18 protein-coding genes are annotated in these 18,615 nt (G+C 74.9%); 9 read left to right on the top strand and 9 right to left on the bottom strand.

The genetic code is table 11. The features are described from left to right. Positions 1 to 237 precede the first annotated feature (237 nt). The 5 genes from ACFYUV_RS40455 to ACFYUV_RS40435 all read left to right on the top strand — a co-directional run bounded on the left by ACFYUV_RS40455 (position 238) and on the right by ACFYUV_RS40435 (position 4,857). Positions 238 to 996: a rod shape-determining protein gene (locus tag ACFYUV_RS40455; protein WP_387678798.1), complete on the top strand. Its 759-nt coding sequence runs from the start codon at positions 238 to 240 to the stop codon at positions 994 to 996. A 34-nt stretch (positions 997 to 1,030) separates the two neighbouring features. Then, positions 1,031 to 1,357 (top strand): TraR/DksA family transcriptional regulator, encoded by a 327-nt coding sequence (locus ACFYUV_RS40450; RefSeq protein ID WP_387678795.1) that lies wholly within the window; start codon positions 1,031 to 1,033, stop codon positions 1,355 to 1,357. 95 nt (positions 1,358 to 1,452) lie between these two features. Continuing rightward, a complete protein-coding gene (locus ACFYUV_RS40445) occupies positions 1,453 to 2,085 on the top strand; it encodes a TetR/AcrR family transcriptional regulator (protein WP_387678792.1) in 633 nt (210 codons plus the stop codon). Between the two features lie 55 nt (positions 2,086 to 2,140). After that, entirely contained in the window at positions 2,141 to 4,012 is a 1,872-nt protein-coding gene (locus ACFYUV_RS40440) for an alpha/beta fold hydrolase (protein WP_387678789.1), read from the top strand. Then, positions 4,009 to 4,857, top strand: coding sequence for a phosphotransferase (locus tag ACFYUV_RS40435; RefSeq protein ID WP_387678786.1), 849 nt, complete (start codon positions 4,009 to 4,011; stop codon positions 4,855 to 4,857). The genes ACFYUV_RS40440 and ACFYUV_RS40435 overlap by 4 nt, the downstream gene beginning before the upstream one ends. 28 nt (positions 4,858 to 4,885) lie before the next feature. Here the strand turns inward: ACFYUV_RS40435 and ACFYUV_RS40430 are convergent, their stop codons facing one another. From ACFYUV_RS40430 to ACFYUV_RS40405, 6 genes are all read right to left on the bottom strand, one after another. Beyond that, entirely contained in the window at positions 4,886 to 6,634 is a 1,749-nt protein-coding gene (locus ACFYUV_RS40430) for a SpoIIE family protein phosphatase (protein ID WP_387678783.1), read from the bottom strand. A gap of 76 nt (positions 6,635 to 6,710) precedes the next feature. Further along, a complete protein-coding gene (locus ACFYUV_RS40425) occupies positions 6,711 to 7,166 on the bottom strand; it encodes an ATP-binding protein (RefSeq protein ID WP_358294920.1) in 456 nt (151 codons plus the stop codon). Between the two features lie 110 nt (positions 7,167 to 7,276). Further along, the gene (gene crcB / locus ACFYUV_RS40420) at positions 7,277 to 7,642 is read right to left on the bottom strand and encodes a fluoride efflux transporter CrcB (RefSeq protein ID WP_387678780.1); all 366 of its coding nucleotides are present in this window, start codon (positions 7,640 to 7,642) and stop codon (positions 7,277 to 7,279) included. After that, positions 7,639 to 8,376, bottom strand: coding sequence for a fluoride efflux transporter FluC (locus ACFYUV_RS40415; RefSeq protein ID WP_387678777.1), 738 nt, complete (start codon positions 8,374 to 8,376; stop codon positions 7,639 to 7,641). The genes crcB and ACFYUV_RS40415 overlap by 4 nt, the downstream gene beginning before the upstream one ends. 203 nt (positions 8,377 to 8,579) lie before the next feature. Further along, positions 8,580 to 9,158, bottom strand: coding sequence for a TetR/AcrR family transcriptional regulator (locus ACFYUV_RS40410; protein ID WP_387678774.1), 579 nt, complete (start codon positions 9,156 to 9,158; stop codon positions 8,580 to 8,582). Then, positions 9,155 to 9,943, bottom strand: a complete 789-nt coding sequence (locus ACFYUV_RS40405) for an SDR family NAD(P)-dependent oxidoreductase (protein WP_387678772.1) — start codon at positions 9,941 to 9,943, stop codon at positions 9,155 to 9,157. Before ACFYUV_RS40405 ends, ACFYUV_RS40410 begins: the two co-directional genes overlap by 4 nt. A 132-nt stretch (positions 9,944 to 10,075) precedes the next feature. Between ACFYUV_RS40405 and ACFYUV_RS40400 the strand changes: the two genes are divergently transcribed. The 3 genes from ACFYUV_RS40400 to ACFYUV_RS40390 all read left to right on the top strand — a co-directional run bounded on the left by ACFYUV_RS40400 (position 10,076) and on the right by ACFYUV_RS40390 (position 13,099). Continuing rightward, on the top strand, positions 10,076 to 11,062 hold the full coding sequence (locus ACFYUV_RS40400; protein WP_387678770.1) for an aldo/keto reductase: 987 nt from the start codon (positions 10,076 to 10,078) through the stop codon (positions 11,060 to 11,062). A gap of 88 nt (positions 11,063 to 11,150) precedes the next feature. Then, positions 11,151 to 11,888, top strand: coding sequence for a 3-keto-5-aminohexanoate cleavage protein (locus tag ACFYUV_RS40395; protein ID WP_387678767.1), 738 nt, complete (start codon positions 11,151 to 11,153; stop codon positions 11,886 to 11,888). A 122-nt stretch (positions 11,889 to 12,010) separates the two neighbouring features. Further along, positions 12,011 to 13,099, top strand: a complete 1,089-nt coding sequence (locus ACFYUV_RS40390; RefSeq protein ID WP_387678764.1) for a serine hydrolase domain-containing protein — start codon at positions 12,011 to 12,013, stop codon at positions 13,097 to 13,099. A gap of 17 nt (positions 13,100 to 13,116) precedes the next feature. Here ACFYUV_RS40390 and ACFYUV_RS40385 read toward each other — a convergent pair whose 3' ends face one another. The 3 genes from ACFYUV_RS40385 to ACFYUV_RS40375 form a co-directional block, all read right to left on the bottom strand. Beyond that, a complete protein-coding gene (locus tag ACFYUV_RS40385) occupies positions 13,117 to 13,482 on the bottom strand; it encodes a hypothetical protein (RefSeq protein ID WP_387678762.1) in 366 nt (121 codons plus the stop codon). A 66-nt stretch (positions 13,483 to 13,548) separates the two neighbouring features. After that, complete coding sequence (locus ACFYUV_RS40380; protein WP_387678760.1) at positions 13,549 to 14,670, bottom strand: CU044_5270 family protein; 1,122 nt, start codon at positions 14,668 to 14,670, stop codon at positions 13,549 to 13,551. Further along, entirely contained in the window at positions 14,663 to 15,247 is a 585-nt protein-coding gene (locus tag ACFYUV_RS40375; protein WP_387678758.1) for an RNA polymerase sigma factor, read from the bottom strand. Before ACFYUV_RS40375 ends, ACFYUV_RS40380 begins: the two co-directional genes overlap by 8 nt. A gap of 122 nt (positions 15,248 to 15,369) precedes the next feature. Between ACFYUV_RS40375 and ACFYUV_RS40370 the strand changes: the two genes are divergently transcribed. Further along, the gene (locus tag ACFYUV_RS40370; protein WP_387678755.1) at positions 15,370 to 18,480 is read left to right on the top strand and encodes a S8 family serine peptidase; all 3,111 of its coding nucleotides are present in this window, start codon (positions 15,370 to 15,372) and stop codon (positions 18,478 to 18,480) included. Positions 18,481 to 18,615: the final 135 nt, after the last annotated feature.

The raw sequence follows: 18,615 nt of genomic DNA, 5'->3' as shown, positions 1-18,615 counted from the left end.
GCCGGGTCCACGCGTTGCCCGGTCGCCCGCGGGTTCCGCGCTCGTCCTCGCGCGTGCCGCACGTCCTTGACGTGCGTTCCCGTACGGCCGGAGGTCGCCGTCGTGGCGTGCCCGCGTGCGGGACGCGCCCGTTTCTCTCGTCTTTCGCGTACGAGTTCTCCGCGTCAGAGCAAGGAGCCGATCATCGTCATGTCCGACGCCGGATCAGTCCACCGACACTCACCGCGAACATCCGCGGTGCACCGCGCCCACGTGGTGCTCGACCTGGGCACCTCACGCACCCGTTCGCTGTCCCTGGACGGGTTCGCCATCGCCGACCGTCCCTCGGCGGTCGTCGTCCCGTCACCGGAGAGCACGGCCGGGATCCCGGTCCGCCCGATCCGCCGGGGCATGGTCGTCGACCCGGGCGCCTGCCTGCGGCTGGTGCATCTCGTACTGCAGGACGCCTGGCTGGCCGGCGGCCGGCCGCTGGAGCACGTGATGGCCGCGGTGCCGAGGGCCGCGACGGGCAGCGACCGTCAGGCGGTGCGCGCGGCCGTCGCCGAGGCGGCCGGCTGCCAGGTGACGCTGGTCGAGGCGCCGCTGGCCGCCGCCGCGGGCTCCGGTCTGGACGTCGCGGGGCCGGGACCGTACCTGCTGCTGGACGTGGGGGCGGGCATCGTCGAGGCCGTCGTCGTCAGCGGCGGCGCGGTCAGCGACGCGGCGGCGCTCCAGCTCAGCGCCACGACGAGCACGGGCCTGCTGCCGGACGCGCTGGACGGCGTCGTGGAGATGACCGCGGGCCTGCTGCGCCGCCAGCCGGCCCACCTCCGTCCGGCCGTCCGCGACAACGGCCTGACCGTCACCGGCGGGGGCGCGCTCCAGGCACGACTGCTGGACCGCCTGCACACCGCCCTTCGCACGCGGATCAACGCCGCGCCGGAGCCGCAGCACGCCACCGTCCGCGGCCTGCTGCGCCTGTGCCTGCGCCCCGCGGCGCCCGTCATCGCCCTCTGAACCCCCGCAATCACAGCGCGGAAAGGAAACCCCCATGACCGACCACCTCAGCACCGTGCAGCTCCAGTCCCTGCGCCAGGACATCGACGAGCAGCTGGAGCGGCGCAGCCGCCACCTGCTGGGCCTGCAGGCCGCGGCCCAGGACGGCAACGGCGCGGACGACACCTGGCAGGAGCTGCTGGCCTCCCTCGCCACCGCCGACCGGGCCATCGCCGAGCTCACCCAGGCCCGCGACCGGCTGACGGCCGGCTCGTACGGCCGCTGCTCGCACTGCGAGGCGGGCATCCCGTTCGAACGGCTCAAGATCCGGCCGCTGGCCCGGTTCTGCATCAACTGCCAGCGCCAGCACGAAGCCGCCTGACCTCCGGACCGGCCGCCCCTCACGATGTCGGGCGGCCGGTCCACCGCCGGCGGCCGTGTGGACAGGAATATGCAGACCGGTCTAGTGTGTGCCGCATGGCGGTCAAGGGGGACGAGACGCGGGCGCGCATCATCGCGGCGGCCCGCGCACTGGTGGAGGCCCAGGGCAGTCACGGCACCGGCCTCAACGAGGTGCTGGCGGTGGCCGGCGCGCCTCGCGGGTCGCTCTACCACCACTTCCCCGGCGGCAAGGACCAACTGGTGGGCGAGGCGCTCGCCGCCGCCGGGCGCGAGGTCGACGCCATGATCGACGATCTGGCCGGCACGCTGCCGGCCGCCCGGGACCTCGTGCCGGCCGTCCTCGACGCGCTGGCCGACAGGATGGTGGCGGCCGGGTACGCCAAGGGCTGCCCCGTGGCGACCGTGGCCCTGGAGGTCGCCTCCTCCAACGAGCAGCTGCGGCGCGTCTGCGCCGGCATCTACGAAGGCTGGCAGCGCAGGCTGGCCGACGCCCTGCGCGCCGACGGGCACGCCGCGGCCGACGTCCTGCACGCAGAGAAGCACGACGCGCCCGGCGACACAGGCAACGACACGGGCAACGACACAGCCGACGAGCTGGCGGCGACCGTGCTCGCGATGATCGAGGGCGCGCTCGTGCTGGCCCGCGCCGGCCGTTCCCGGCTGCCGGTCGAACGGGTCCGCCGCCAGGTCGTCAGGCTGCTGGCCTGAGCCGGCGGTTTTTCGTGCCCATAGAATATGCAGATCGGTCTAGAGAGGAATTGTCATGGAAGACGCCGTGGTGTTCGGCGCGACCGGCTTCATCGGCAGATGGACGGTCCTGCACCTGCTGGAACAGGGCCGCGCCGTGACGGCCGTCGTCCGCCGCGCGGACGACGGGCTGGGCCGCTGGCTGCGCGAGCGCGGCGTGCCCGGCACGCGGCTCACCGTCGTCGAGGGCGACGTCACGGCCGGGCCCGGCCTGGGGCTGAGCGCGGCCGTCGAAGGGGCGGCGGACGTGCGGGACGTGTTCAACGCCGCCGGCGTCTACCGCTTCGGCATGGGACGCGAGGAGGCCAGGGCGGTCAACGTCGAAGGCGCGCTCAACGTGCTGAACTGGGCCGCCGCCCGTCCCGCGCTGCGCCGGCTGGTGCACGTGTCGGGCTACCGCGTCGGGCTGGACCCGCGACCGCGCCATCCGCTCCCCGAGGCCGAGCTGGCGGCCCTGTACCGGGACAAAGGGGCGTACGAGGGCTCCAAGGCCGAGGGGGACGCCGCCGTACGGGTCGCCGCGGCGCGGCTCGGCGTGCCGCTGACCGTGGTGAACCCGAGCAGCGTCATCGGCCATTCGCTGACCGGCGAGGCCGGCCAGTACCTCGGGCTGGCCTCGCTGGTCCGCGACCTGTGGGCGGGGCGGCTGCCCGCGCTGCCGGGCGGCGCCCGTACGTTCGTCCCGGTGGTGACGGTGGACCATTTCGCCCGGTTCATGGCCGCCGTGCCCGAGCACGACCCCGAGCCCGGCGGCCTGCACTGGGTGCTCGATCCCGCCACGCCCCACCTGCCCGACCTGATCCGGCTGCTCGCGGACCACCTCGGCGTACCCGCGCCGCGCATTCGCGTGCCGGTGGGCGTGGTCCGCCGGCTGCCGTCCGCGCTGACCGGCGCCGAGCCCGAGACGCTGGGCTTCCTGACCGAGGACCGGTACGACACGGGCTCGGCCGACCGGGTCGCCGCGTCCGCGGGGCTCCGGCGGCCACCCGTGGAGGAGGCGTTGCGCCGCTGGGCCGACCGGCTGGTCGCCGACCGCTTCGGGGCCGCTCCGGCCGCACGTCCCGGTGGTTTCCAGAGCGTGGCGGGGTCGCGTACGTACGTGGCGGGTGAGCGTACGTCGCCGCGGCTGGTCCTGCTGCACGGGCTTCCGCTCGACGGCGACTCCTGGCACGGCGTGCTCGACGATCTCGACAGCACCGCCGCGGGCCGGTTTCCCGCGCTTGTCGCCGATCTGCCGGGGCTGGGGCGTTCCTCGCCGGCCGGGGGCGCGGCGGCGGACTGGCTGGCCGAGTTGCTGGAGCCCGTGCGCACCCGTCCGGTGATCGTCGCGCACTCGGCCGCCGCCGCCCCGGCGCTCCGGTACGCCGCCGCCCATCCTGACCGGATCGCCGCCCTGATCCTGCTGTCGCCGTACTTCCTCCAGCGCCGGCCGTCCGCGCTCACGCTGCTGCTCGCGGCCCCTGCCCTCGGCAGGATGGACCCCGACCGGCTCGCATCCACCCTCCTCGGCCCGGCGTCCCCGTCCGAGGACGCGCGGCGGGCGGTCACGAGCGCCGCGGCCGGGCTCCGCCGTCCCGGGGTCGCCCGGCGCACCGCCCGCGTGCTGCGCGCCGCGCACCGCCCCGCCGAGCGCGCCGCCCTCCGCACGCTGCTCGGCGGCCCCGTCCCCGTGCACCTCGTGGCCGGCGAGCTGGACCCGCTGACCGACAGCCCCGTCCCAGTGACGGTCATCCCGGGGGCCGGGCACCACCCGCACCTCACCCACCCGGCCGCCGTCGCAGAGATCGTGCGCCAGGTCCTCCTCCGGCCCGTCGTGGACGATTGCCCTCCGCCGCCCACGCCTGAGACCATGACCGGCCCACTTCCTCACCACCTCAGGGAATCATGAGCTCCGTCACCTACACCGAGCCCGCCGAGCACCAACCCGAGATCCCGCTCGTCGGCGGCGACGTCACCGAAGGCGTCGTACGCGTCGGCGACACCGTGCGCCGCCCCGTCGGGCCCAACTCCCCGCTGGTCCACGCGCTGCTGGGGCACCTGGAGGAGGCCGGGTTCGCGGGCGCGCCGCGGTTCCTCGGCATCGACGCCGCCGGCCGCGAGGTGCTGACCTTCGTGCCCGGTGAGGTCGCCGGGCAGCCGCGGCCCGCGTGGCTGGCCGACGAGGAGCGGCTGGCCTCCGTGGGCCGGCTGATCCGGGCCTACCACGAGGCGGTGGCGGGGTTCGTCCCGCCCGACGGCGTGCGGGCGGACTTCGGGTTCACCGAGCCGCCGGGCATGCCGCCCGCGCCGCCGTACCCGACGGAGCTGGTCGGGCACCTGGACTACACGCCGGACAACATCGTGTTCCGCGACGGCGTGGCGGCCGGGCTGATCGACTTCGACATCGCCAGGCCGGCCACCCGGGTCGAGGAGCTGATGAGCGCGATGTTGTACTGGGCGCCGCTGGCCGACCCGGCCGACGCCGACCCGCCCCTGCGCGGGCTGGACGTGCCGCGCCGCTGCCGCCTGCTCGCCGACGCGTACGGGATGTCCGGCGTCGACCGTTCGCGCCTGGTCGAGGTGGCCGTGCTGCGTACCCGGCGGTCGTGGTTCTCGATGCGGCAGATCGCCGAGGAGCAGGGCGGCGGCTGGGCCCGGATGTGGGAGGAGGGCGTCGGCGACCTGATCAAGCGGCGCGAGGCGTGGCTGGAGCGCCACGGCCCGGCGATCGACGCCGCGCTCACCGCCCCCTGACCGCCCCTGCCCCGGAGGCGGCGTCCGCCTACTGCCCGGGCGGCGGCAGGCGCAGGGCGAGCAGCGCGATGTCGTCGGTACGCGGCGACGGCGCCAGCGCGAGCACCTGCTCGCAGAAGTCCTGGAGCGGGCGCCGGGCCAGCGTCGCGGCGTGCCGGCGCAGCCGGGCCAGGCTGTTGTCCAGGTTGACGCCGGGCACCTCGACCAGCCCGTCGGTGTAGAGCAGCAGCGTGCTGCCCGGCGGCAGCGGCGCCAGGGCGTCGTGGCGGGTCACGTCGTCGAGATGCACGCCCAGCAGCAGCGACTGTCCCTCCTCCAGGTAGCGGGCCTGCCCGTGCGCGGTGACCAGCAGCGGCGGCAGGTGGCCGGCGCTGGTCCAGCGCAGGATCCGCGTGTCGGGGTCGCTCTCCGGCTGGGGCGGCTCGATCCTGGCCAGGATGGCCGAGGCCGTGTGGGCGTCGCTGGCCACGGCCATGACCTTGTTGAGCCGGTCGAGGATCAGGCTGGGCGACTCCTTGTGGTCGCAGGCCAGGGCGCGCAGCATGTTGCGGAGCTGGGCCATCTGCCCGGCGGCCTCCAGGTCGTGGCCGGCGACGTCGCCGATGGCCAGCGCGGTGACGCCGTCGGGGAGCACGAACGCGTCGTACCAGTCGCCGCCCACCTGGGAGCCGGCCGGAGCCGCCAGGTAGCGGGCGGCGAGCTGCAGGTGATCGACCTGGGGCAGCGCGGTCAGCAGGTGGCGCTGCATGGTGTCGACGATGTCGCGCTGCTGGCCGAACAGGCAGGCGTTGTCGGCGGCCAGCGCCGCGGTGCGGGCGATGTCGGCCACCAGCTCCACGTCGGCCTCCGTGTACGGCCGCGCCGGGTCGGTGCGCGCCACCGTCAGAGCGCCCAGCACGCGGCGCGGCGTGCGCAGCGGCGCCACGATCGCCGACGAGCCGCCCAGCACGTTGAACAGGGAGTCGTGGGCGGCGGCCAGCGGCCCGTCGGGCGGCGCGGCGATCTGCTCGGGCCCCAGCAGCAGAGCCTGCTCCCCGCGCAGCACCCGGACCAGCGCCGACCGCGACGGGCCCTTCGGCAACGACGGCAGCTCGGCGAACCACGAGGGGTCCACCGGCGCGGCCCCGGCGCAGGCCATGGCCAGGCGGCGCAGCTCGCGCGGCCCGAGGAACATGTCCACCGCCGCCCAGTCGGCCAGGCGCGGCACCAGCAGCCGGCCGAGCCGCGTCATCGCCTCGCGCACGTCCAGCGTCTGGGTGAGGACGGTGCTGATCTCGGTCAGCAGGCGGAACTGCTCGGTCAGCTTCTGGGCGCGGACGAGCTCTTCGGCCTGCCGGCCGGCCGCGTCGAGGCGTTCGACGACGTCGATGAAGACCACGACGACGCCGGCCGGCTCGCCGTCGTGGTGGATGGGCGAGGCCAGCCAGGCGACCGGGAGCAGCCGGCCGCCGGCGGTGGCGAAGGTGGCGAACTCGCTGCGTACGGACCGGTCCTGCCGGCACACCGTCACCAGCTCGCAGCCGGAGCGGGGCGGGAGGCTGCCGTCGAGGCGGCGGTGCAGCTTCTGGTGCGCGTCGGCGCCGCGCAGCTCGTCGGCGGGAAAGCCGAGCAGGGCCGTCGCCCCCGGGTTGGCCCACGTGATGCGGCCGGCGAGATCGGTGAGGTAGATGCCCATGCCCGTGCCGTCGAAGGCCGCCCGCAGCAGCCACTCCGCCGGCTGGGCGCCGGAACCGGAGCCGTCCGGCCGGTGTCCGGCGTCGCCCCCATCAGCCATCATCACACTACGTTATCGGATGATTACTGACATGCCGACTGCGTGTACCCCGGAACGTGCCGGGCCGGCACCGGCCGGGCTAGGACCAGGGGAAGGCGCCGCCGGCCATGGTGCTGCTGAGGCGGCGATCGGCGGCGCCGGGGGTCTCCGAGGGCACCAGCATGCGCAGCCGCAGCCGCGAGCCGAGGCCGGTCCGCTCCAGCGCGACCGAGTCGCACAGCTGCTGGATCACCCACAGGCCGAAGCCGTGGGACGCGGTCGGGTCGACGCCCGCGGTGTCGAGGTGGTCGGGGGTCAGGCGGCCCGCGGTGTCCAGGATCTCCACGCAGACGCCGATCGGGTCCCGGGTCGCGGTGACCAGGCCGGCCGAGCCGCCATGGTCGAGGACGTTGGTGACGGCCTCGTTCACCGCGAGCACCAGGTCCTCCAGCCGCTCGCCGGACAGTCCGCTGTGGTGGCCGTGGATGCGCACCAGGTCGCGAATGAACGCCAGATCGGCGCTGATGGGACAGCGCAGCTCGAACTCCACAAGCATGATCGTCTCGTCTGTCGGAGGTCGGGAAGGGGTACGCCGGCCCCTTTCAGCTTTCCCGTCGAGTGATCGTCAAACGCGCCGGCCGCTCGCCGTCGAGCGCCCGGGACGGCTCACGGGATGACGGCCTGGGCGAGGGCGATGCCGCACCAGGCCGCTCCGAGGCCGGCCGCGATGCCGGCCACGGCGTTGAGCGCGGCGTAGGTGCGGGCGCCGTTCTGCAGCAGCCGCAGGGTCTCGTAACCGAAGGTCGAGTACGTGGTCAGCGCCCCGCACAGGCCCGTGCCCAGCAGGGCCTGCGCCGCGCCGGTGGCGGGCAGCGCCAGCAGGAAGCCGAGCAGCGCCGAGCCCGTCACGTTCACGGTGAAGGTGCCCCACGGGAACAGGCTGTCGTGCCGGGCCTGGACGGCGCGGTCGATCAGGTAGCGGGCGGGCGCGCCCACGGCGGCCCCCAGCACCACCAGCAGCAACGTCGTCACGGACGCCTCCCGCCGCGCGGAGCCCGCGGGGTCCGGTCGGGCACGGTCTCGGCGGGAATGGTTTCCACGGGACCGGTCTCGGCGGGAGTGGCGAACCGGCCGAACAGCCCGCGGCCGAGCACCTGGCCCAGGAAGACCGCGGCCAGCGCCATGACCAGCGTGACCGCCAGGTAGGCGAGCGCCGTGCGCGGCTGCCCCGCCGCCAGCGCCCCGTGGGCGTCGGCGATGGAGGTGGAGAACGTGGTGAACCCCCCCAGCACCCCCACCCCCAGGAACGGCCGGGTCAGCGGGTGAGCTTGCCAGACCTCGGTGATGGCCACCATCAGCAGCCCGATCAGCAGGCAGCCGGTGACGTTGACGGCCAGCGTCGGCCAGGCGAACCCGCCGGGCGGCACCGGGAAGGCGGTCAGGACGGCGTAGCGGGCGAGCGCGCCCAGCACGCCGCCGGCCGCGATGACGGCCAGCGTGGCGACCGGGGCGCGGGCCAGCTCGCCGCGCTGGGCGGGCACATGGAGGTCGACGTCGGGATCGACCGCGGCCCGCGGATCGACCTGCGCGCCGGCGCCTCCGGCGGCATGCGCGCCACCGACCTCCACCCTTTCGGCGGCGTGCGGGGACCCGGCCTCCGCCCCTGCGGCGGCGTGCGGGGATCCGACCTTCGCCCCTTCGTCGGCGGCGGGCGCGCGGCCGGGTTCGGGTTCGGGTTCGGGTTCGGGGGGACGAGCTTGGGTCATGAGGCATCTCCTACCAGCACATGAGCGTGGCACATCTCTGGCAGGGACCGTTGGCGGCGACACCGCGGTTACCCCCGGACGGTCGGGAGGCGGCGGGCCCCACCGCCGCGGCTCCCGGCACGGGAAGCCGCCCCCATCATACCGGCGACCACCCCGCACCCCACCGCCGAGAGGTGCCCCCCACAGGCCGCCGGCCCCCGGCGTCAACCGCTGAGCGACAACCAGACGCGGTCGGGCAGGACGCGGGCCGCCTCGTCCAGGTCGATGTCCGGCGCGCCCGCCAGCCACCGTCTGCTCACCTCGGCCACCGGCCCGATCAGCAGCATCTCCACCTGCGCCGCCGGCAGCCGCGCCACCGTCCCCTCCGCCATGCGCGCCCCGATCCAGGCGTTCAGCCTGCCCAGCCGGGACGCCTTGGCCGCGGCGATGCGCTCGGCGTACGGGCCGAGGTCCAGCGCGTACGGCGCCGCGTGGATGAAGCGGGCCTTGTCCGGGTGCGAAGCGGTGAAGCCGAGGTAGGCCGTCACGGCGCGGCGCACGCCGTCACGGGCGTCGGCGGTCTGCTCGGTGACGGCGACCAGCGTGTCGAGCAGCTCGTCCATGCACCGGCTGTACAGCGCGGCGGCCAGCCCTTCCAGGCTGCCGAAGTGGTGGTAGACGCTGCCCATGCTGACGCCGCTGCGCGTGGTCACCGCCCGGAGGGTGAAGTCGGCGGGGTAGACCTCCAGGGCGGTGTCCAGGAGCCTGCGCACGGTCTCCTCGCTGCGCCGGTGCCGGGTCATCGCGCCGCGGCCAGCGCCTCGGCCTCGTCCCAGACGCGCCGGGCCAGGTCGGCGTCCAGCGCCGGGCCCTGCAACGGGACCTGGCGGTCCTGGTCGAAGTACCGGCCGGTGCCGGCGGCCCCGGTCAGGGAGACGACGTGCCGCGCGCCTTCCTCGGGCGCGGCCCAGCTGCGCTTGGCGGCCCTGAGCAGCCAGCCGAGCGGGCCGCGGCGGTCGCCGAGCCCGGTGCGGATGACGCCGGGGTGCACGGCGTCGATCGTGATCCCGGCCGTCCGCCAGCGTTCGGCGAACAGGGGCACGGTCAGCAGGTTGCACAGCTTGGTGTCGGCGTACGTGCGCATCGGCGAGAAGGCGGCGCCCACGGCCGTGCGTCCGGGTTCGGCCCGGCCCTTGACGTACAGGCCGGCGGTGACCTGCACCACGCGTCCGAGCCGGTCCTCCAGCAGGTGGTTGAGCAGGAACGGCGCCAGGTGGTTGACCGCGAACGACTCCTCCAGCCCGTCCTCGGTCAGGACGCGGCGGGCGGGCCAGAGGCCGGCGTTGTGGACGAGCACGTCGATGCGCGGGCAGCGGTCCAGCAGGTCGGCGGCCAGCCGCCGGACCGACTCGGCCGTGGTGAGGTCGCCCGCCACGGCCTGGACGTCGCCCCCGATCCGCGCGGCTGCCTGCCGGCCCCGCTCCGCGTCCCGCGCGACCAGCAGCACCGTGTGCCCGTCGCCGGCCAGCCGTTCGCACACCGCGTACCCGATGCCCCGGTTGCCGCCGGTCACCACCATGATCGACATATCAGAGCATTTTTCTAGAGAAATGATCTAATTTCAAGAAGATGACCGGCCCGGCTTGACCTGGAGTTCGCTCCAGCCCCCAGACTCCCGTTCCGGGGCCTCGTACAGAACGTGACGAACTGGGGAGACAGCATGAAGTACCGGACGATCGGCACGAACCCGGACACCCGCCGCGAGGTGAGCGCGCTCGCCCTCGGGGCGATGTTGTTCGGCTCGGTGACCGACGAGAAGACGTCCTTCGCCATCCTCGACCGCTACGCCGAGGCCGGCGGGACGTTCATCGACACGTCCGACAACTACGCCTTCTGGGTGGACGGCGGCCAGGGCGGGCAGAGCGAGGAGCTGCTCGGCCGCTGGCGGCGCAGCAGCGGCGCCGGGGACGAGATCGTGATCGCCACCAAGCTGGGCGCGCGGCCGCTCGCGCCGGGCACCAGCTACGTCGACAACGCCGAGGGCCTGTCCGCCAAGATCATCAGGGAGTCGGCCGAGCGCAGCCGCGAACGCCTCGGCGTGGACCGCATCGACCTGCTCTACGCCCACATCGAGGACCGCACGGTGGAGGTGGCCGAGACCGTCGAGGGCTTCGGCGCCCTGGTGGCCGAGGGCACGGTCGGCCTGCTCGGGGCGAGCAACCACGCGATCTGGCGGGTGGAGCGGGCCCGCGCCCTGGCCGCCGCGTCGGGGGTGGCCGGGTACGAGGTGCTGCAGTACCAGCACAGCCTGCTGCGCCCGCGCTTCGACGTGCCGGAGTCGATCTTCCAGGACGGCAGCCTCGGCCACGCCGGAGCCGAGCTGCTGAGCTACCTGCGCGCCGAGCCCGCCCTCACCCTGGTCGCCTACTCGCCGCTGCTCGGCGGGGCCTACACCCGGCAGGACAAGCAGGTGCCGCCGGACTACGACCACCCCGGCACCCCGGCCCGCATGGCGGTGCTGCGCGAGGTCGCGAAGGAGTGCGGGGCGAGCCTGAACCAGGTCGTCCTGGCCTGGCAGATCGGCTCGGCGTTCCCGGTGATCCCGCTGGTCGGGGCGTCGTCGGTGGCCCAGCTTGAGGAGAGCCTGGCCGCCGTGGACCTGGAGCTGACCGACGACCAGCGCGCCCGCCTGGACGCCGCCCACTGAAACCCGCCCGCCCGATGCCGCGGAGTGCTCGGGGCAGCGGCCGGGACGCCGCGCCTGAGCCCGATTCGCCCGGGTAAGGATGGGGCTCATGTTCATCAAAGCGTGTCTGAACGGAAGCCGGGCGGCAGGCGAGCACCCCCGGCTGCCCCTGACGCCCGCCGAGCTGGCCGCCGACGCCGTGGCCGTGCGGCGGGCGGGGGCGGGGGCGGTGCACGTCCATCCGCGGGACGCGGCGGGGCGCGAGTCACTGGCCGCCGCCGACGTCGGGGCGGCGACGTCGGCCGTCAGGGCGGCGGCGCCTGGGCTGCCCGTGGGCGTGTCCACCGGCCTGTGGATCACGGGCGGCGACGCCGCGGCCCGCCTGGACGCGGTGACCGCCTGGGCGGAGCTGCCCGCCGGCGCCCGTCCGGACTTCGCCTCGGTGAACCTGTCGGAGCCGGGGTTCGGCGAGCTGGCGCGGACGTTGCTGGCGGCCGGGATCGGGGTCGAGGCGGGGGTGTGGACGCCGGCCGACGCCGCGACGCTGACCGCCTCGGGCCTGGCCGGACGCATGACGCGCATCCTCGTCGAGGTGATCGACGCGCCGTCCGAGGAGGCCGTCCCCCGGGCTGCGGCCATTCTGGACCGCCTGGACGGGTCGCCCGCCCCCCGCCTGCTGCACGGCGAGGGGCCGGCGACGTGGCCGCTCGTGGCGGAGGCCGTACGGCGGGGCCTCGCCACCCGGATCGGCCTGGAGGACACGCTGCTCGACCCGGACGGCGACCCGGCCGAGGACAACGCCGCCCTCGTCGGCCACGTCCTGGCCATCGCCCGCCCCCGCGGGTAGAAGGCAGCGCGCCGGGTGGTAGGGACAGCCCCCGCATGAGGGTGGGTGGTGCCGTGACTGTGGCGAAGCCGCCGATTCGCCACAGTCGGGACATAGCTTGATCGACGCGACAAGGAGTCCCGATGCCTTCCTCCGCCGCCCGGCGCGCACTCGCCCTGCTCGTGATCGTCCCGCTGGCGCTCGCACCGATGGCTCCGGCGTTCGCCGCCGAGCGGGCGCCGTCGGTGCAGTCGCGGCTGGACGCCCTCACCGCCTCCCCCGACGTGCCCGGCGCCGTGGCCTACATCCGCCACCCGGACGGCCGGACCACGACGGTCGTCTCCGGCACCGCGCGGCGCGGCACGAAGCGGCCCATGCCCGGCGCCGACGGCCGGTTCAGGATCGCCAGCGTGAGCAAGTCGATCATCGCGGCCACCGTGCTGAAGCTGGCCGACCAGGGCAAGGTGAACCTGGACGAGCCGGTCGAGACGTACCTGCCGGGGGTCATCCGCGGCAAGGGCATCGACGGACGGGACATCACCGTGAAGGTGCTCCTGCAGCAGACCAGCGGCCTGCCGGACTTCACCCCCGTCGCCGACTGGTCGAAGATCGGCAAGCAGGACCTGCTCAAGCTGGCCCTCTCCCTCGAACCGACGCCCCGCGGCCGGTTCGCCTACTCCAACACCAACTACATGGTCCTCGGCCTGGTCGCGCAGGCGGTGACCGGGCGCGACTTCCGCGTGGTCAGCCGCGACCTGGTGCTGAAGCCGCTGGGCATGCGGGACACGTACTGGCCGGCCGAGGGCGAGACCGGCATCCGCGGCCCCCACGCGCACACCTACGGCGTGCACCCGCTGCACCCGAAGGACGGCGTCGTCGACGTGACCCGGCTGCCGAGCCACGCGTTCGGCGCCAGCGGCGGGCTGGTCTCGACGCCGCGCGACCTGAGCACGTTCTGGCGGGCGCAGTCCGTCAGATCCGGTTCGTACGTCGACGTCGACCGGCCCGGCTGGCCCAAGGGCGCCCGCTACGGCTACGGCGTCATGGAGATCCCGCTGAGCTGCGGCGGGAAGTTGTGGGGGCACGGCGGCGACGTCCCGGGCGTGTCCACCTTCAGCGGCCGCGATCGCGACGGCCGCACGGTCACCGTCTACGCCACGGGCTCGGCCAACGGCGGCAAGGCCCGCGATCTCCTGATCGCCGCCTTCGACACCGCCCTGTGCACCCGCTGACCGGCCCCGCGCGCCGGCTAGGCGGACCGCCGGCTCAGCACCGGATCGGCGACCAGCCGGGCCGCCGGGCACAACGTCTGGCCGTGCTCCCGGAACAGCTCGTCCCGGGAGCCGAAGTACCCCAGGTCCGCGCGGACCCGGGCGGACAGGTCGCACTGGGGCGAGGACGTGCCGTCCCAGTCCACGACCGTCCGGGTGACGGCGTCGAAGAGGGTCTCGGGGCCGTCGTTGCCGAAGCGTGAAGTGACGCACAGGCCGTCGAACAGCTCGGAGATCGGCACCCACCCCCCGTCGAGCAGGAACTCCGGCCAGGCCAGGATGACGTCGTCGGGGACCAGCGCCCGCATCCGGGGGAAGCGCGAGTGCCAGAACGCGCCCTCCACCACCCGGCCCCTGACGCGGGTGGCGATCCCCCTTCGGGAACGTGCCGCCCCCCGTCGCGACGGGGGTCAGCGGTTCATGTCACGGCGCAGGGCCGGGAGCTGGGGCTCCTCGTCGGTCCAGGCGGCCGTCCTGATCGCCTCGTACGAGCGGTCCTGGCCGACCGTCGACTCCAGGGCCAGCGGCAGGCCGGTGGCGGTGTCCACGACGAACCGGTATCGCTCGCCCGGCCCGCCCGGCCGGCTGACCGCCTGGCCCTTGCGGCCGAGCGGGTCGGTGGCCTCGCTCTCCGCGCTCGCCCCCGGGAGCGCGGCCAGCATCCGGTACGTCGCCGCCCGCACCTCCGGCGAGGTCGGGAAGTTCATGACGAGCCGCACGCCGGTCTCGAAGAGCTGGGCGTTCATGTCCACCCGCTCCTTGCCGTACCCCTTGGACACGACGCGTTCGAGGGTGTCGCGCAGCCCTTCCGGGGTGGTCGGCAGGGCGTTCAGGGTGGCGGGCGTCATGGGTGTGCCCAGCAGGGTGAGCGTCTTGCCGGTGTCGTCGCGTACGGCGTCGCGCTCGCCGGGGCCGGTCTGCAGCTTCACCGGGGGCGTGCCCCCGCTCAGGGTCCAGGTCCGGGGGGAGCCGGCGGCGCGCCAGGCCGTCTCGTCCTCGGGCGTCGCCGGCTTGGCGCCGAGGTCCTGGCGGATCACCCAGGTGGGGCGGTCGGCCGCCTTGGGGAGCCAGAGCTCGATCGAGCGGGTGGTCTTGAGGGTGTAGTGGCCGCCGGGCGCGCGTTCGTACCGGCCGACGACGCCGTCGCGCCTCCAGTACGCGCCGTCGCCCGCGACGGGGGTGACCGAGCCGGCGGCGGCCAGCAGGATCTCACCGGCCGAGAGCCGGGCGGGCGCCGCGGATGCCGAGGGTGTCGAAGGCGTCGAGGGGGCGGTGAGGAAGGTGGCGGCCACGGTGACGGCGGCCGCCCCGGCCAGGCTCGCCCCCACGAGCGGCCAGCGCCGCCGGCCCCTCCCGCCGTCCGGCAGCGCCCGCAGCGCCGGCCGCCGCTCCTCCCCGCGGACGCCGGCGTCCATGGGTGAGGCGTAGGCGTCGGCGAGGCGGGCGCGGCCGTCGGCCAGCACCTCGGGGGTGGGAGGCGGGGCCGCGTAAAGGTCGCGGATCAGGGTCAGGTCCTGGTTCAGGTCATCCACGGGAGTCTCCAAGCAGGGGATTGACGCCGCCCAGGGCGGCGCGAAGCTTCCTTCTGATGCGGTTCAGCCGGGAACCGACCGTTCCCGACGGGATGTCGAGGGCCTGGCCGATCTCCTGGTAGCTCAGGTCGGCCAGCGCCAGGAGCAGCAGGACGTCGCGGTCGGCGTCCGGCATCTCCTGCAGGGCCGCCACCAGGTCGTCCTTGACGCCCGCCGCCGCCAGCCGCCCGGCGACCAGGTCCTCGTGCCCGTCCTCGGCCTGTTCGCCGGTGAGCGTCCCTTCCGGCGCCCGTTGCATCGCCTGCAACCGGCGCAGCTCGCTCCGGCGGTGCTGGGCGACGACGTTGGTGGCGATGCCGTACAACCAGCCGCGGACCACGCCACGGCCGGAGTCGAAGCCGGCCCGGCCGTGGAAGGCGGCCAGGAAGATCTCCGCGGTGAGGTCGTCGGCGGCCTGGGTGCCGAGGCGGCCGGCGACGTACCGGTGGATCTCGGGAAAGTAGCGGTCGTAGAGCACCCCGAACCTCTCGGGGAGGCGCAGGGACTCGGCGATCGCCTGCTCGTCCTCGACCGTCATGGTTTGTGTCACACCCCTACTTGGCGGGAGCGCCCGTCCTTCTTCACGCCCTCTCAGCCCGTGAAGAGGGGGCGGGCATTCCGCCAAGAAGACATGTGATCCTCAGAACGACAGCGGTCTCAGTGACCATCGCGCTCCTCGGAGCCGTCCCTTCCGGCCTGCCGGCCCCGCCGGGCGGCCCCGCCCGTACCGTGACGCTGATCACGGGAGACCGGGTGAGCCTCGTCGCCGACGGCGTGCGCGTCGCGCCGGGCAAGGGCCGTACGGGCGTCGTCTTCAGCACGGAGAAGATCGGCGACCGGCTCCGCGTCGTCCCCGGCGACGCCGTCCCCCTGCTGGCCGCCGGCCGGCTCGACCCCCGCCTGTTCGACGTGACGACCCTGCTGGAGTACGCCCCCGGCGCCCTGCCCCTCATCGTCGCGGGCCCGGACGCCGCCCGCCGGCCGGGCCTGGCCGCCCATGGCATGGCGGTGACCCGCGACCTGCCCGCCGTGAACGGCGCCGCCGTACGGTTCGACGCCGCCGCCGGCTCCTGGCCGGACCTCAGGGCCTCGCTCACCTCCGGCACGGGAAAGATCTGGCTCGACGGCCGGGCGACCCTGTCGCTGGACGCCAGCGTCAAGCAGATCGGCGCCCCCTCCGCCTGGGAGAAGGGCTACACGGGCGCCGGGGTGAAGATCGCCGTCCTGGACTCCGGCATCGACGACACCCACCCCGACCTGGCCGGCAAGGTGGCGGCCCGCCGGAACTTCACCGGCACGGACACCGCGGCCGACCTCACCGGGCACGGCACCCATGTGGCCTCGACCATCGCCGGGACCGGCGAGCGTTACCGCGGTGTCGCGCCGGGCGCCACCCTGCTGGACGCCAAGGTGTGCGCCGACCGCTGGTGCGCGGAGTCCGCGATCCTGGCCGGCATGCAGTGGGCCGCCGAGCAGGGGGCCAAGGTGGCCAACCTCAGCCTCGGCTCACCGGACGCCCCCGGCCTGGACCCGCTGGAGGAGGCCGTCCGGACCCTGACCGAGCGGTACGGCGTGCTGTTCGTCGTGGCCGCCGGCAACTACGGCAAGCCGGGCACCGTCGCCTCGCCCTCCACCGCGGACGCGGCCCTGTCGGTCGGCGCGGTGGACCGTGCCGACCGCCTGGCCGTCTTCTCCAGCGCCGGTCCCCGCGCAGGCGACTCGGCGTTGAAGCCCGACATCACCGCGCCGGGCGTCGCCATCCGCGCCGCGCGTGGCAAGGACTCCCCCGGCGACGGCCCGCACGTCGAGATGTCGGGCACCTCCATGGCGGCCCCGCACGCCGCCGGATCGGCCGCGATCCTGGCCGGGCTGCGCCCGGACTGGACGCCCGAGCAGCTCAAGGCCGCCCTCATGGCCACCGCCCGGCCGCAGCCCGGCACCGGGATCTACGCCCAGGGCGCGGGCCGCCTCGACGTGGGCCGCGCGATCGGCCAGACGGTGACCGCCTCCCCCGCGTCGGTCAGCTTCGGCGTGCTCGCCTGGCCGCACGACGACGACGAGCCGGTCACCAGGAAGCTGGCCTACCGCAACGACGGTCCTGAGCCGGTGACGCTGCGCCTGTCGGCGCGGGCCGGCGCGGACGTGTTCGAGGTGTCGCCCGGCACGCTGACCGTCCCCGCGGGCGGCCGGGCGGAGGCGACCGTCACCGCCGACACCCGGGGCGACGTGGCCGACGGGCCGCTCGGCGGCTACCTGGAGGCCACCGCCGAGGACGGCACGACCGTGAGCACGCCGCTCGCCGTGGTCAAGGAGGTCGAGAGCTACGACCTGACCCTCGACCGGCCGGGCGCCGCGGACGCGCTGACCACCCTCTACCGGACCGACGTCGACCGGAAGGACTGGAACCCGGTCACCGTCCAGCCTGGCGGGAGCGTCACGCTGCGGCTGGCCAAGGGCACCTACGTCGTCGACAGCCGAACCGCCGACGGCGAAGGTCTGACCGTGCTCGTCCATCCCGGCCTGCGCCTGGACCGGGATCAGTCCCTGCGGCTGGACCCGGCTCAGGCGCGGCCGGTGTCCATCGCGCCGCCCGACCCGGCGGCCAGGCACCTGATGACCGAGGTGACCTACAGCGGGCGCACGCGGGACGGTTCCCCCTACTACCTGGGCGCGGAGGCCACCATGTTCGACGCCGCGCCGGGCATCCGCACCGCGCAGGTGGGGTCCGGCCGGTACGACCTGCTGACCAAGGTCGCCGGCCAGTGGGCGGTGCCGGGCCCGGACGGCGACCTGGCGGGCAGCGCTCAGGCGTACCGGCTGGCGTGGTTCGTCCAGGGCCAGGTGCCGACCGGCTTCAGCCGCCGGGTCGGGCGCGCGGACCTGGCCACGATCCGCAGGGACTACGGCGCGCCGGCGGCCGGCGCGGACGCGAGCGCCGCGAGCGCCGCCTGGCCCGCGGAGGGACGGTTCTTCAGCATCATGTTCGTGACCGACTTCCGGCCCCCCTTCACGCACACCGAGTACGTCAACACCGGCGGCGGCCTCCGCTGGCGGAACATGTACACGGAGACGGGCCCGACCTGGGGAGCCGACCTGATCTCGACCGCCCGCAGGTACGAGGCGGGACACGCCTACGACGAGACCTGGAACCGCGGCGTCTTCGGTCCCGCGCCGGTCACCGAGGAGGGCGCTCCTCCCGTCTCCCGCGCGGGCGACGTGATCTCCGCGTTCCCCTTGCTGTACGCCGACGGGGCCGGTCATCCGGGGATGTCGAGCGTGTCCGGGGCGCGGATCGCCCTCTACCGGGACGGCGAGCTGGTGGCGGAGGAGCCCGCTCCGGGGGCGCGGTTCGGCGTGCCGGCCGGGGAGGCGGCCTACCGGCTGGAGGTGACGGCCGAGCGCGGCCCGGGGCTGCTCTCCACCCGTACGGCGGTCGCCTGGACGTTCCGCTCGGCCGGTGGCCGGGACGGCGCGCTGCCGCTGCCGGTCGTCGTCTTCTCGCCCCCGCTGGACCCGGCGAGCGGCGCGCCCGCCGGCCGGGCGTTCGCGGTGCCGGTGTCCGTGCGCGGGCAGGCGGGGGCGGTGCGGGAGCCGGCCGTGGAGGTCTCCTACGACGACGGCCGCACCTGGCGGGCGGCGAAGGTCGCGGGCGGCGCCGTACGGCTGCGCCATCCGGCCGGGGCGGGCTTCGTCTCCCTGCGCGCCCGCGCCGCCGACACCGGGGGCAACACCGTGGAGCAGACGGTGATCCGCGCCTACCGGATCGGGTGACCCGCCGGCCGATGGAGTGGCCGGGGCGCGCAGAGCGCTTGGGTGACTTTGGGGAAATTTCCGATTTTGCCGTCATTTCCAACCCCAAACCGCGATGATCTAGGTCGGCCGGATGCCCACGGGGGGCGCACCGGC

Origin of the sequence: Nonomuraea sp. NPDC003560, assembly GCF_042878785.1 — a bacterium.
Classification (GTDB): Bacteria; Actinomycetota; Actinomycetes; order Streptosporangiales; family Streptosporangiaceae; genus Nonomuraea.
This window is presented reverse-complemented; position numbering and strand designations above follow the sequence as displayed.

What these genes read in the sequence shown, in the direction of transcription:
- ACFYUV_RS40430 (WP_387678783.1), bottom strand. Translation starts at nt 6,634, where the DNA reads ATGATGGCTGATGGGGGCGACGCCGGACACCGGCCGGACGGCTCCGGT.
- ACFYUV_RS40445 (WP_387678792.1), top strand. Translation starts at nt 1,453, where the DNA reads ATGGCGGTCAAGGGGGACGAGACGCGGGCGCGCATCATCGCGGCGGCC.
- ACFYUV_RS40435 (WP_387678786.1), top strand. Translation starts at nt 4,009, where the DNA reads ATGAGCTCCGTCACCTACACCGAGCCCGCCGAGCACCAACCCGAGATC.
- ACFYUV_RS40415 (WP_387678777.1), bottom strand. Translation starts at nt 8,376, where the DNA reads ATGACCCAAGCTCGTCCCCCCGAACCCGAACCCGAACCCGAACCCGGC.
- ACFYUV_RS40440 (WP_387678789.1), top strand. Translation starts at nt 2,141, where the DNA reads ATGGAAGACGCCGTGGTGTTCGGCGCGACCGGCTTCATCGGCAGATGG.
- ACFYUV_RS40390 (WP_387678764.1), top strand. Translation starts at nt 12,011, where the DNA reads ATGCCTTCCTCCGCCGCCCGGCGCGCACTCGCCCTGCTCGTGATCGTC.
- ACFYUV_RS40450 (WP_387678795.1), top strand. Translation starts at nt 1,031, where the DNA reads ATGACCGACCACCTCAGCACCGTGCAGCTCCAGTCCCTGCGCCAGGAC.
- ACFYUV_RS40400 (WP_387678770.1), top strand. Translation starts at nt 10,076, where the DNA reads ATGAAGTACCGGACGATCGGCACGAACCCGGACACCCGCCGCGAGGTG.
- ACFYUV_RS40375 (WP_387678758.1), bottom strand. Translation starts at nt 15,247, where the DNA reads ATGACGGTCGAGGACGAGCAGGCGATCGCCGAGTCCCTGCGCCTCCCC.
- ACFYUV_RS40395 (WP_387678767.1), top strand. Translation starts at nt 11,151, where the DNA reads ATGTTCATCAAAGCGTGTCTGAACGGAAGCCGGGCGGCAGGCGAGCAC.
- ACFYUV_RS40410 (WP_387678774.1), bottom strand. Translation starts at nt 9,158, where the DNA reads ATGACCCGGCACCGGCGCAGCGAGGAGACCGTGCGCAGGCTCCTGGAC.
- ACFYUV_RS40405 (WP_387678772.1), bottom strand. Translation starts at nt 9,943, where the DNA reads ATGTCGATCATGGTGGTGACCGGCGGCAACCGGGGCATCGGGTACGCG.
- ACFYUV_RS40425 (WP_358294920.1), bottom strand. Translation starts at nt 7,166, where the DNA reads ATGCTTGTGGAGTTCGAGCTGCGCTGTCCCATCAGCGCCGATCTGGCG.